This window comes from Collinsella sp. CLA-AA-H167 (genome assembly GCF_040095305.1).
Classification (GTDB): Bacteria; Actinomycetota; Coriobacteriia; order Coriobacteriales; family Coriobacteriaceae; genus Collinsella.
Genome location: NZ_JBBNGA010000002.1, coordinates 37,312 through 49,800, shown reverse-complemented (window position 1 = coordinate 49,800; position 12,489 = coordinate 37,312). Strand labels below are relative to the sequence as shown.

10 protein-coding genes are annotated in these 12,489 nt (G+C 60.4%); 3 read left to right on the top strand and 7 right to left on the bottom strand.

Going from position 1 to position 12,489, the window contains the following annotated elements:
• Positions 1 to 285 precede the first annotated feature (285 nt).
• The 7 genes from gyrA to AAAT03_RS02330 form a co-directional block, all read right to left on the bottom strand.
• The gene (gene gyrA, locus AAAT03_RS02360) at positions 286 to 2,997 is read right to left on the bottom strand and encodes a DNA gyrase subunit A (RefSeq protein WP_349102556.1); all 2,712 of its coding nucleotides are present in this window, start codon (positions 2,995 to 2,997) and stop codon (positions 286 to 288) included.
• A gap of 186 nt (positions 2,998 to 3,183) precedes the next feature.
• A complete protein-coding gene (gene gyrB / locus AAAT03_RS02355; protein WP_117769723.1) occupies positions 3,184 to 5,214 on the bottom strand; it encodes a DNA topoisomerase (ATP-hydrolyzing) subunit B in 2,031 nt (676 codons plus the stop codon).
• A gap of 105 nt (positions 5,215 to 5,319) precedes the next feature.
• Positions 5,320 to 5,883 carry a DciA family protein gene (locus AAAT03_RS02350; protein ID WP_349102517.1) on the bottom strand — a complete coding sequence of 188 codons (564 nt, stop codon included), beginning with the start codon at positions 5,881 to 5,883 and terminating at the stop codon, positions 5,320 to 5,322.
• Positions 5,870 to 6,976, bottom strand: coding sequence for a DNA replication and repair protein RecF (gene recF, locus AAAT03_RS02345; RefSeq protein WP_349102516.1), 1,107 nt, complete (start codon positions 6,974 to 6,976; stop codon positions 5,870 to 5,872). Before recF ends, AAAT03_RS02350 begins: the two co-directional genes overlap by 14 nt.
• Before the next feature lie 9 nt (positions 6,977 to 6,985).
• Positions 6,986 to 8,089 (bottom strand): DNA polymerase III subunit beta, encoded by a 1,104-nt coding sequence (gene dnaN, locus AAAT03_RS02340; protein WP_349102514.1) that lies wholly within the window; start codon positions 8,087 to 8,089, stop codon positions 6,986 to 6,988.
• 238 nt (positions 8,090 to 8,327) lie between these two features.
• On the bottom strand, positions 8,328 to 10,052 hold the full coding sequence (locus AAAT03_RS02335; RefSeq protein ID WP_349102513.1) for a DnaA/Hda family protein: 1,725 nt from the start codon (positions 10,050 to 10,052) through the stop codon (positions 8,328 to 8,330).
• A gap of 15 nt (positions 10,053 to 10,067) precedes the next feature.
• Positions 10,068 to 11,420 carry an ATP-binding protein gene (locus AAAT03_RS02330; protein ID WP_349102512.1) on the bottom strand — a complete coding sequence of 451 codons (1,353 nt, stop codon included), beginning with the start codon at positions 11,418 to 11,420 and terminating at the stop codon, positions 10,068 to 10,070.
• A 345-nt stretch (positions 11,421 to 11,765) separates the two neighbouring features.
• Here AAAT03_RS02330 and rpmH point away from each other — a divergent pair, with 345 nt between their 5' ends.
• The 3 genes from rpmH to yidD are packed head-to-tail and all read left to right on the top strand — an operon-like array spanning position 11,766 to position 12,480.
• Positions 11,766 to 11,900: a 50S ribosomal protein L34 gene (gene rpmH / locus AAAT03_RS02325; RefSeq protein ID WP_019127408.1), complete on the top strand. Its 135-nt coding sequence runs from the start codon at positions 11,766 to 11,768 to the stop codon at positions 11,898 to 11,900.
• 20 nt (positions 11,901 to 11,920) lie between these two features.
• Positions 11,921 to 12,259 carry a ribonuclease P protein component gene (rnpA, locus tag AAAT03_RS02320; RefSeq protein ID WP_349102511.1) on the top strand — a complete coding sequence of 113 codons (339 nt, stop codon included), beginning with the start codon at positions 11,921 to 11,923 and terminating at the stop codon, positions 12,257 to 12,259.
• A complete protein-coding gene (yidD, locus tag AAAT03_RS02315) occupies positions 12,256 to 12,480 on the top strand; it encodes a membrane protein insertion efficiency factor YidD (protein WP_022093804.1) in 225 nt (74 codons plus the stop codon). Before rnpA ends, yidD begins: the two co-directional genes overlap by 4 nt.
• Positions 12,481 to 12,489 lie beyond the last annotated feature (9 nt).

Sequence of the window (12,489 nt, the reverse complement as noted above, 5' to 3'; positions counted from 1 at the left end):
ATATTAGACGAGTCGTTACGCGCGCGTCAACAACTTTTTTGAAAATCTTTGAGGGGTGTCGGCCCCGGCTGCCCGGCGGCATGCGAAGTCGCCTGCTCGGACAGTCCTGCTCGCACGGAGAGCACATTAAGTGCTCTTCGGCTCGTGCGGAACTCGCGATCGACTTCGCATGCCGCCGGGCAGCCGGGGCCGACGCGAGGTTCAAGATTGTCAAAAAAGCGGTCGGCGCGCAGTGCGCCGACCGCCGATATATGGGGTCTGATATTTTCTACCAGCTAGTTCCTCTTACTCGTCTAGGAGATCCTCTGGCATGTCGTTGCCGTCGCCTAGATCGACAGGGGTTTCTTCGGGGGCAGAGCCGTCTTCTGTGGCTTCGCCTTCGGGCTTCTCCTTGGCGGCCGTCATGCGGGCTACGGCGCAGATGCGGTCGTTGTCGTCGACGGTCATCATCTTGACGCCCTGGGTGGCACGGCCGGTCTGGCTGATCTCGTCGGTCTTGACGCGAATGACCGTCGCGCCCTCCGTCACGATGAACAGCTCGTGCTGCGGGCCCACCGTCTTCATGGCCGCGAGGTTACCCTTACGCTCGGTCATTTGGATGGTGTAGACGCCCTGGCCGCCGCGATTCTGCTCCGGGTAGTCCGCGACCGGCGTGCGCTTGCCGTAGCCGCGCTCGGTGATGACGAACAGATCGCCGTTGCCGTTAGTGACTTCCATGCCCAGAACGCTCACGCCGTCCTTCATACCGATACCGCGAACGCCGCTAGTATCGCGGCCGGTGGCGCGCACCTGCTCCTCGGAGAACATGATCGCCTTGCCCGCGGTGGTGGCCAGGATAATCTTGTCGCCCTCGCGCACGCGGCGCACGTTCAGCAGCGCGTCGTCGTCACGCAGGTTGATAGCGATCAGGCCGTCGCGACGGCTGCGGTCATATGCGCTCATCACGGTCTTCTTGACCATGCCGCTCTTGGTGGCAAACATCAGATACTCGTCGGCAGGGAACTCGCGGCAGCTGATGACGCTCGCGATCTTCTCGCCCTCCTCGAAGGGCAGCAGGTTGACGATCGCGGTACCGCGCGCCTGGCGCGTACCCACCGGCAGCTCGTGCACCTTCAGGCGATAGACCTTGCCCTTGCTCGAGAAGAACAGCACGTACTCGTGCGTGGACGCGATGAACATCTCGTCGATGACGTCGTCCTCTTTGAGGTTGACGCCCGAGACGCCCTTGCCGCCGCGCTTCTGGGCGCGGTAGGCGGCCACCGGGATGCGCTTGACATAGCCGGTGTGGGTGATGGTCACGACCATGTCCTCGTCGGCAATGAGGTCCTCGACGTCCAGGTCCTTCTCGACATGGCTGATCTCGGTGCGGCGCTTATCGCCGAACTTCTTGGAGATCTCGCGCATCTCTTCCTTAATGACGCCCAGGATCTTCCCCTCGTGCGCCAGCAGGTCCTCGTAGTAGGCGATGGCGCGGCGCAGGCCGTCCAGCTCTTCCTGAATCTTGTCGCGCTCCAGGCCGGTCAGGCGGCGCAGCTTCATCTCGAGGATGGCCGTGGTCTGCTCGGGCGTAAAGCCAAAGCGCTCGATCAGGCGGCTGCTGGCCTCGGAGTCGGTCTGCGAGGAACGGATGATGCTGATGACCTCGTCAATATGGTCGAGAGCCATCAGGTAGCCCTCAAGGATATGCGCGCGGGCCTGGGCCTTCTTAAGGTCGAAGCGGGTGCGGCGGGTGACGACGTCGACCTGGTGGTCGATGTAGTGCTGCAGCATCTCGCGCAGGCTCAGGCATTTGGGAACGCCGTTGACAAGCGCCAGGTTGTTGGCGCCAAAGGTCGTCTGCAGCGAGGTGTACTTGTACAGGTTGTTGAGCACGACCTGCGGGATGACGCCCTTCTTGAGTTCGATGACCAGACGGATACCCTTCTGGTTGGACTCATCGCGCATATCCGAGATGCCCTCGATGCGCTTGTCGTTGACGAGCTGGGCGATCTTCTCCTGCAGGGCGCCCTTGTTGACCATGTAGGGAATCTCGGTAAAGACCAGGCGGCTGCGGCCGGTCTTGGTGGACTCCACGTGGGCCTTGGCGCGCACGGTAATGGAGCCGCGGCCGGTCTCGTAGCTCTGCTTAATACCGGCACTGCCCATGATGATGGCGCCGGTGGGGAAGTCCGGACCGGGCATGATCTGCATGAGCTCGTCGACAGTGGCGTCGGGATTATCGATCAGGTAGCAGGTTGCCTCGATCGCCTCGGTGAGGTTGTGCGGGGCGATATTGGTGGCCATGCCGACGGCGATGCCCTGGCTGCCGTTGACCAGCAGGTTGGGGAAGCGCGCAGGCAGCGCCTGAGGCTCGGCGAGCGATTCGTCGTAGTTGGGCTGCCAGTCGACGGTATCCTTCTGCAGGTCACGCAGCAGCTCCATGGCGGGCTTTGCCAGGCGGCTCTCGGTGTAACGCATGGCTGCCGCGCCGTCGCCGTCGATGTTGCCGAAGTTGCCGTGACCGTCGATGAGCGGCGTGCGCATGGAGAACCACTGCGCCAGGCGAACCATGGCCTCGTAGACCGCGAAGTCGCCATGCGGGTGGTACTTACCGATAACTTCGCCGACCGTCCAGGCCGACTTCTTGTGTGGGCGGTTGGGGTAGATGCCGCTCTCGTTCATTGCGTACAGGATGCGGCGGTGCACCGGCTTTAAGCCGTCGCGCACGTCCGGCAGGGCGCGGGCCGTAATGACCGACATCGAATACTCGATGAACGACTGCTTCATCTCGCGGCCAAACTCCGAAATCTGGAGCTGGCCGCCGTTGATATCCTCACCGGCCGAGGCACCACGGTCGACTTCGCCAAAGCTCTCCTCGAGCTCGGCGTCGTCGTCCTCTTCCTCATCATCATCGGCATCGGGGTTATAGGCGTCCGGGTCGCCGTCCTCGCCCTGCTCAGCACGGGCAAGCAGGCGCTTCAGATCATCGGGCATACCGGCGTCGCCGGCCTCGTCCATACCCTCGTTATTGTTGATATCGTCTGCCACGTTACCTCCTCATGGTTTGCGTGGTCCATTAATCATCCTGCCACGGAGACGGCTTTTCCAGGTGCCGCAGATTCGCTCGAAAGAGGAGGGAAGCGTACTTGGGTACGCGACCGACGATTGAGGGCGAAGGTGCGGTGGCTGGGAAAGCCGAACAGGTTAGGCGTCTAAGAAGCGCGCGTCGTGCGCGTGTTTTTCAATGTACTCGCGGCGATAGCCGACCTCGGAGCCCATCAGCTCGCGCACGGCGCGGTCTGCCACCACGGCATCCTCGATCGACACGCGCTGCAGGATGCGGGTCTTGGGATCCATCGTCGTCGAGGCGAGCTGTTTGGGGTCCATCTCGCCCAGACCCTTGTAGCGCTGGACGGTATAGCCCTTGCGCTTCTTGGTGATCTTGCCATCCTTGGCCTTGCCGTCTTCGTCGTTATCGTCGGGGTTCAGGCCCAGACTCTGGATGGTGTCGCGCAGGATCTCGTCTTCGGGCTGGCGGCCGTTGGGATACACGTAGTGGATCTTGTTGCGCACCTTAATGCCAAAGATGGGCGGGCAGGCAACATAGACGTAGCCGGCATCGATCAGCGGACGCATGTACTTGTAGAAGAACGTCAGCAGCAGGATGCGGATATGCGCACCGTCGACGTCTGCATCGGTCATGATGATGATCTTGTGGTAGCGCGCCTTGGTGATATCGAAGTCGCCGCCGTCGCCGGCACTCGTCGTGACGCCGCAGCCGATCGCGGTAATCAGCGACTGGATGGTGTCACTCGAGAACGCGCGATGGTCACCAACGCGTTCGACGTTCAGAATCTTGCCGCGCAGGGGCAGAATCGCCTGGATGTCTCGGCGACGGCCGTCCTTGGCCGAACCGCCTGCCGAGTCGCCCTCTACGATGAAGAGCTCGGTCAGCTCGGCATCGCGCACCGAGCAGTCAGCGAGCTTACCGGGCAGGGACGCCGTCTCGAGCAGGCTCTTGCGACGGGTCGCCTCGCGCGCCTTGCGGGCGGCGTTGCGCGCCTTGCAGGCCTGTTGCGCCTTCTTGACGATCTCGCGAGCGGGCTTGGGATGCTCCTCGAGGTAATCGGCGAGTCCGTCGGTCACGATCTTGAGCGTGAGCGCGCGCATATAGGAGCTACCGAGCTTGGCCTTGGTCTGGCCCTCAAACTGCGGATCGGGCAGCTTGACCGAGATAACGGCCGAAAGGCCCTCGCGCACATCGTCGCCGGTCAGGTTGGCGTCTTTTTCCTTGAGCAGGTTCTGTTTGCGCGCGTAGTCGTTGATCACGCGGGTGAGCGCGGTGCGGAAGCCCTCAAGGTGCATGCCGCCCTCGGGAGTGTAGATGTCGTTGGCAAACGACATGACGTTCTCGCCGTAGCCGCTATTCCACTGCAGGGAAACCTCGACCTCGCCCATCTTGGCCACGGGAGCGTCCGGGTCCGATTTGCCCTCGATGTAGATGGGCTCCTTAAAGGCCTCGGGGACGTCCTTGCCCTCGTTGAGGAACTTGACGAAGTCGATGATGCCGCCCTCGTAGCAAAACTCCTCCACGTGGGGAGTCGCCTCGCGCTCGTCGGTCAGCACGATCTTGAGGTTCTTATTGAGGAACGCCGTCTCCTGCAGACGGTTGTGCAGCGTATCGAAATCGTAGATGCAGGTCTCGAAGATCTCGTCGTCGGGCCAGAAGGTGACGGTGGTGCCCGTCGAATCCGAGGTGCCCACGACCTCCATCTTCTTGACGGTCTTGCCGCGCGAGAACTCCATCTCGTAGGTGTTGCCATCGCGACGAACCTGAACGACCACGCGCTTGGACAGTGCGTTGACGACGGAGATGCCTACGCCGTGCAGGCCGCCCGAGACCTTATAGGCCGAGTTATCGAACTTACCGCCGGCGTGCAAGATCGTCATAACGACCTCGAGCGTCGGGATCTTTTTAACAGGGTGCTCGTCGACGGGGATGCCGCGCCCGTTGTCGACGACCGTGATGGAGTTGTCGGCGTGGACCGTCACCTGGATCTCGGTGCAGAAACCGGCCATGGCCTCGTCGACGGAGTTGTCAACGATCTCCCACACCAGGTGATGCAGACCGCTGGCGCTCGTCGAGCCGATATACATGCCCGGGCGCTTACGAACGGCCTCGAGACCTTCGAGAATCTTGATCTCGCCGCCATCGTAATCGTTTTCGTTTGCCACACGTCCTCCTTCAGTCAAGAAAATGTGTACAGCCTTACTAGTTTATCGTAAAAAAATACCCTCGGGAACGAGGGTATTTGGCTCTACAAGGCCACCAGATGCGATTTAAGGCTCTTTTTTGCTTTGCACGCCCTTGGCCCACTCGGCGCTGGCTCTCATGGCATTCTCGAGGGCCTCGCGCAGTTTTTGGTCTTCGATGGGCGCCACCTGGCGCTCGATCTCGGTGCGCTCGGCCTCACTTAGGTCGGCGTGCGGGGCCGGCGGGCGCTCGGTCGGCACCGGGCGCAGGCGTTCCTTGGCGGCGGGCGGCGTGTGACCGGGCGCGGTGGTTTTGAACGCCAGGCCGTCCACATGCGCGCCGGCGCGCTCCATGCGCGCGCGGATGATCTCGCGCAACAGCGTCATTTCCTGCGTCCACGAGGGCGAGTCGAGATACACCAGCAGCTCATTGGACTCGGGCAGGTAGCGCAGTCCCGTCACATGCCGTCCCTCGCGCGTGCCCGAGCACACCGCGTTCCATGCGCGATAGACCGTACGCGACTCCTCGGCGGCCTCCATCTGCGCACGGCGCTTAGGCGTTGCAGCCGCCAGGATGCGCTGGCGCTCTGCGTTCAAAAATCCGCTGAAGGCGACTGTTTCGCTCTCTCGCTCGTAATTAGCACGTCTCACCCATGCTCACCACCTTGGCTCGATCAAGCAGGTCGTCGGTAAAGTACCCCAGGTTGGTCGTAGTTATGACCGTCTGGATATCATCGCCGATCAGCCGCAGGAAAGCGCCGCGACGCTCGCCGTCGAGCTCGCTCATCACGTCGTCCAGAAGCAGCAGCGGGGCGGTGCCCAGGACATCGCGAGCCACGGCAACCTCGGCCACCTTCCAGGACAGCACCAGCGTACGCTGCTGTCCTTGGCTGGCAAATGAACGGGCGGAGCGACCCGCCACGGTAAACTCAATCTCGTCGCGATGCGGTCCCACCAACGTCACGCCGCGGCGAATTTCCTCGTCGGCATGCTCGTCAAGGGCAGCCAGCATGCGCTCGTACGCCCAACCCTTCAGCTCTTCGCGATCCTCGACCTGGGGCAAATCCCCCAGCGTGGACGCATAGGTCACGTTGGCGACCTCACCTGACGCCACTTGCCCGTAGGCAGTGTGCACATGGCCCGCCAGCCGGTCGAGCAGGGCCAACCGGTGCACGAGCAGGGCCGAGCCCGCGCGGGCAATCGAATCGTTCCACGCGCCGAGCATCTCACGGCAGCACCAGGTCTCCTTGAGCAAGGCGTTACGCTGGGTCACGCAGCGCCCATAGGTGCTCGCAAGATCGGCATAGCGTGCGCTCAGCTGCATGCCAAAGTCATCGAGGGCGGCGCGGCGCACACTGGCGCCTCGCTTAACCATGTCCAGATGGTCGGGGCAAAACAGCACGCTCGGCAGAATCCCGCGCACACCGGCGGCAGAGCATCTCTTGCCGTTGCGACTAAACGAGCGCTTACCGTCCCCCGCGCTCAATCCCATATCAAGCACGCGGCCGTCGCCCTCGAGCCTCAGCTCGATCTTGCACGAGCCCACGCCGTCATGGACGAGCTCGGCTGCGGTCGGATGCCTAAACGAGGCGCCGCTCGTCAGCAGCTGCAGCGCCTCTATGAGATTGGTCTTTCCCGCCGCGTTGGGTCCCGCAAGTATCGTCACGCCCTCGTCCAGGGCAAGGCGATAGCTATCGAAGCTGCGGTAGTGCGCGACGGAAAGATCGCGGGCGAACATAGTCATGGCGCAGCGCTAGATGCGGACCGGCATAACCAGGTACAGGTAGTTAATCTTGTCGTAGGACTTAAAGATGCCCGCCTGCGAGTAACTCTTGAGCTCCAGCGTGATCTCCTTCTCCTTGGACAGGGCATTGAGGCAGCCGAAGATGTAGTGGTAGTTGAAGGCGATGGTACCCGACTCGCCCTCAGCCTCGACATCGATCGTCTCCTGCGCAAGGTCCTGGTCATTGGAAATGGAGGACAGGCCCATCTGCCCGTTCTCGACATCGATCTCGAACTTGACGGCGGGGTTGGCGCTCGCGATAACGGCTACGCGCTTGAGGGCGGCGTTAAAGGCGGCGACATCGATCTTGACGCTCGTCACGCACGAATCGGGGATGAGCTGCTTGTAGTTGGGGTACACGCCCTCGATGCGACGCGACACGTAGGTGGTGTTGCCGGCCTCGAAGACGACCTGGGTGTCGGTAGCCCCGATCATGATGGTCGCTTGGCTGGCCATGATGTTCAGCGCGTCGTTAAAGGCGTCAGCCGGAACGTTGAGCTCAAAGGAGCCCTCGAGGGTCGAGGTCTCGACCTGCGTATCGCACACGGCCAAGCGGAAGGAATCGGTCGCCACCAGGCGTACGGTGTTGTTCTCGACCTTCATGTGCACGCCGCCCAGGATGGGGCGAGCCTTGTCGGTCGAGGTGACGCGCCACACGCGGCCGACCATTTCGGACAAGACATCGGTCGGCAGCTCCACGGCACTCTCGATGGCATAGGCCGGAAACTCGGGGAAGTCATTGGCATCGAGCGTGTTCAGCCTAAAAGAGCTCTTCTCGCAACCAATCAGCACCTGGCGCTCGGACAGCTCAAAGGTGACCGGGGCATCGGGGAGGGTCTTGGTGATATTGGAGAGCATCTTACAGGAGATAACCATCTCGCCCTCTTCTTCGACATGCGCCGCGATGCGATGACGGATCGAGATAGTGTAGTTAGAGGTCTGGAATTCCAAGATGCCGTCTTGGGCCTTAACGAGCACGCCCGACAGGATGGGAAGGGTGGATGCCGAAGCGACACCCTTCATAACGACGCCGATGGCTTGTGTAAGCGAGCTCTGGCTGACGGTGAACTTCATCTTTTAATACCTTTCTATAGATATAAATATCTTAATAATAGTAATAGCACTGACGAAACTGTTGATTACTCCCAAAGACGCAGGTCAGACCCAGAAAGAGAATCGACAGCAACCTGTGTGCAACAGGGGTGGTTTTCCACGTTCAAAACCTGCGCAAAACTTTTCATCACCGCGGGTTGGGTTTTAGACACCTTATGCCCGTGGTTTCGACAAGTTTTCAACAGGTGTCTCTATTTCCCTACGAGCGCAGTGTAATTTTATCGCGCAGCGACTTGAGGTCTTCGGTGACGGTGCGGTCTTCCTGGATCATCTTCTGGACCTTTTTGTAACTCGTGCTGACGGTCGAGTGGTTGCGGTTGCCAAATTCGGCGCCCACCGCCGTGGTCGTCATCTCGCACATCTCGATGGCCAGGTAGATAGCGATATGGCGTGCTTTGGCGATATTGGCGTTGCGACGCGGGCCGATGAGCTCCTCGTGCGTCACGCCGTACTGCTCTTCGATGACGGACTGAACCGTCTGGACGTTGATCTTTTTGGCCGATGTGTCAAAGTACTGGCTGGCGATGGCGTCGATATCGTCAAAGGTGAGCTCCCCGCCCTCGCGCTCGCGGTCGCCCGCCTCGCCGGCGCAGCGCTCGCAAAAGCTCTCGAGTTCGCGGATATTGGTGCCCGAGACCTCGGCCATGTGTTTAAAGTGCTCGTCGGTTAGGTGCCCGCCGTCGCCCCCATAGGCCGCCAGCAGCGAGTCGTCGCCTGCCTCGGGAGCGGCGACGATGGTGTTCTCGTAATAGCGCTGCAAGATCTTGTATTTCATCTCGTAGCTGGGCTCTGCGACCAGGCAGAGCATGCCGGCGTTGAAGCGGCTGGTCAGACGCTCGTCCATGCTCAGGTCCTTGGGGGCGCGGTCTGCCGCGATGACGACCTTCTTGTTGTTGCGGATGAACTCGTCCATGAGCTGGAAAAAGTAGTCCACGCTCGCGCGCTTGCCGATGATGTTTTGGATGTCATCGATGATGAGCACGTCCACGCCGTGGTATGCCTGCATGATGGGGGCGTTGCTCTTCTTTTGGCGGTCGAACTCGGTCATCAGGTCGTCCAGATATGCCTGGGAGTTGGCATACTTGACCTTGATCTCGGGCGACTTCTCGGCGAGCTCGTTTTTGATGGCAAGCAGCAGGTGCGTCTTGCCCAGGCCCGATTTGCCGTAGATGAACAGTGATGTGCACGTGCCGCGCTCGTCCGCGAGGGCGGCAAACTTGAGTGCCGAGCGATAGGCATGGCTGTTCTCGGGGCCGTAGACAAAGTTCTCAAAGGTAAATTTTGAGTTCGCGGCGAGCGGGGCTCCATCCGTATTCTGTTCGGCCGGCGCGGTCGGTGCTGGCATGGGTGAAGCGGGGGTCGCATCTTGCGTGGATTTAGTCGGCGCTCCGCCCTTCATCTGGTTCATCATGCGACGAAAATCATCGGCCGAGAGCGTGTTCTTGATTGCAATGCCCGAATCCGCGCCCGCCGTTGCGTCGTGAGCGATGGGCATGTGTGTGACGGGTGCGTTCGTTGACGTCGCCGCCGCGGTCGGCAACGGTGCCATGGTTTCACGGGAAACATCGCTGTGCTGGTGCCCGATTGTCGGCACGTCGCCTGCGGAGGCCGGCACCGCCGGGGAAGCAGCGGGAGCCGTGGCGGGCGCCGTCGCGGCAGCGGATTCCGTCGCGGCGCCTTGCGGTGCCACGATGTCGAGCGCAATCGGTGCAAAGGCGATTTCTTCCAGATAGGCCTCAATGGTCGGCTGATGCTTTTTGAGCTGCGCGATGGCAAAGCGCGAGGGGGCCTCGATCGTGAGCGTATCTTCGGTCAGGCTTATGGCGCGCGATTGCCCCAGCATGTTGATGAGGCGTGCATCTTGGCCGTCGCGCTGGCAAAAGGCGATGGCATCCCCCAGGATGATGCTTGCTTCCTCGTCCACTATCTCTCCCGTTCTTTAGCTCTGAGCTCGCACGCGAGCGGCGCCGAGTTCGGTCAGATGGTATTTCTGGCCATGCTTGATGACCAAGCCGGCCTGCGCCAAGTCATTGAGCGTGCGTGACCAAGTGGGGGCCGAGTTTCCAAACGCCCTCGCCAGATCGGTAGCACCGCACGCTTGATTTTGCGCCAGATAGCCCAGCGCGGCGTTGCCGCGATCGCTTACGAACACGTCCGGTTGTGGCTGCGCATACTGATTTGCTGCATTAGGATACATCATTTGAGCTGCTGGTTGTTGAGAACTCTGCATCGGCGGCATTTGCTGTTGAAAACTTTGAGGCCACTGTTGGTAAGGCTGCGGAGGCATCTGCTGGGCCCAGGGGTTGTACTGCTGCTGCGGCATCTGCTGGTACGGTTGCTGATATCCCTGCTGGTACTGCTGCGGGAACTGCTGGCCATACCCCAGTGGCGGCATCTGCTGATATGGATATCCCTGTTGGTACGGCTGATAGCCCATTTGCTGGCCACCCGGCGCCCCCGTCGCCTGCTGCATTGCTGCTGTATCCTGATCCGCCAGCGGCATGGCCTCTGGCACGTTTGGGGGCATCGACATCGACGCCGCCTGGGGCTCTTGTGTAGGAAGCATTCCGGGCTGCTGCATCTGTCCCACGCGGGGCTGCATCTGTTGCGTTGCCATGGGCTGCTGCGCAAAAGCTCCCGGCAGGGGATATGCGGGCTGCTCCGTCTCGGGCCGCACGGCAGCACCGCGCCCGCCGGCGCGTTCGATTTCCTGCACGCGTTTAGGGTCCAGGCTTACCGTAACCACGGTGCCGTTGCCCATGTTGTCCTCGATGGACACGGCCCCGCCGGCGTTTTCCAAATACTCCTGCACCATGGGAAACCCTGCTCCGGTTCCACGGATATAGCGCTTCATCTTGCTGTTTGCGCTGGTAACGCCAAAGTCGAAAGCACGCTCCTTGTCGTCGATGCCGGGTCCTTGGTCAGCAAAGCGGATGGTGTCTCCGCCGTCCAGAATCGAGATGATGGGCTCGGCAAAGTGCGCGTGGATAAAGTTTTCGACAATCTCGCGGATGACCATGAGCGAGATATGGCCACCTTGTTCTTTCATGCACTGGTAGACGGTGTTGGTCGTCTCTTCCAAATACGTGCGGACATCTTGCGGATCAATGACGATCACACGCGGTGTCGATAGCATATCGTCATAGACGGCGATGCGCGCGGCGTACATGGCTTTTGGCGCCTGCGTGGTCGTCTGCTCGCCTTCCTTACGCTCTTCGCGCACGCCGGTGATGTGCTCGTTGTCGGGTGCCGGGTCTCCGGAATCGACCATGGTGTAAAAGTCGTCAGACATGCCGCTCGCAATCTTTCAAAAGGTTTCGAACAAATAGTAGCTCACCGTGCAATGTTTCTCATCTTTCGACAACTTTTCAAAACCTGTTGAAAACTTTGGAAAACGGACGAAAAGTTCTCAACATTGCCAACATGACCTGTTGAAAACTCGATGAAATATCGTGAAAAGTTGCCATGCACTGCTAAATCGAGCTCGGCTTATGGGGGAACCGTGTGAACTGCGCAACCTTTTACCTTTGATTTCTTGACATTTGAACATTGATTTCCCTACAATCTTCAAGCTCACGTGTCTATATCTGCGTCCGCGCCCCCGCGGACACTCGAAATGCAGCAGGAGGAACTTAAGATGAAGCGTACGTATCAGCCTAATAAGCGTAAGCGTGCCAAGACCCATGGCTTCCGTGCCCGTATGGCCACTAAGGGTGGTCGTGCCGTGCTCGCCCGTCGTCGCGCCAAGGGCCGCAAGCGTCTCACTGTCTAGCAGCGATACACACATCTCGCATGAAGACTATTAAGTCTCGGCAAGATTTCGAGCATGTGTTCAGTCAGGGGCGTCGTTTCAATCACCCTCTGATTCGAATGACCATATGTGAATCGGTTGGCGAAGGCGACTCCGGAAGGGTCGCCTTCGTTGGTGCTAAACGGCTCGGTTGTGCTGTCGTGCGCAACCGTTCTAAGCGTGTGATGCGCGAGGCCGCCCGCAGCTGTGGATTTCCCGTTGCGGGTTATGACATCATCTTGTTCGCAACTCCCAAGACGAGGGTTTCCTCGCCGCGGGAGATGGACAATGCATTGCGTTCGCTTATGAAACGCGCCGGCGTTGCCGGGGAGGAGCGATGAGCAATCACGTTTTGCGACGTGTTGCCATCGCTCCTATTCGCATATATCAACAGGTTATTTCGCCCTTATTGCCTGACGCCTGCATTTATTACCCAACGTGCTCGCAATACGCCGTCCAGGCGATTGAGAAGTACGGTGTTTTGAGAGGCTGCTGGCTTGCCGTGAGGCGCATCGCTCGCTGCAATCCCCTGCACGTCGGCGGTTATGACCCTGTGCCCTAGCGGGCACTC

Excerpts from the sequence above, each read along its gene's own strand:
- gyrA (WP_349102556.1), bottom strand. The coding sequence starts at position 2,997 with ATGGACGAGGCCGGCGACGCCGGTATGCCCGATGATCTGAAGCGCCTG.
- recF (WP_349102516.1), bottom strand. The coding sequence starts at position 6,976 with ATGACTATGTTCGCCCGCGATCTTTCCGTCGCGCACTACCGCAGCTTC.
- dnaN (WP_349102514.1), bottom strand. The coding sequence starts at position 8,089 with ATGAAGTTCACCGTCAGCCAGAGCTCGCTTACACAAGCCATCGGCGTC.
- AAAT03_RS02330 (WP_349102512.1), bottom strand. The coding sequence starts at position 11,420 with ATGTCTGACGACTTTTACACCATGGTCGATTCCGGAGACCCGGCACCC.
- rpmH (WP_019127408.1), top strand. The coding sequence starts at position 11,766 with ATGAAGCGTACGTATCAGCCTAATAAGCGTAAGCGTGCCAAGACCCAT.
- rnpA (WP_349102511.1), top strand. The coding sequence starts at position 11,921 with ATGAAGACTATTAAGTCTCGGCAAGATTTCGAGCATGTGTTCAGTCAG.
- yidD (WP_022093804.1), top strand. The coding sequence starts at position 12,256 with ATGAGCAATCACGTTTTGCGACGTGTTGCCATCGCTCCTATTCGCATA.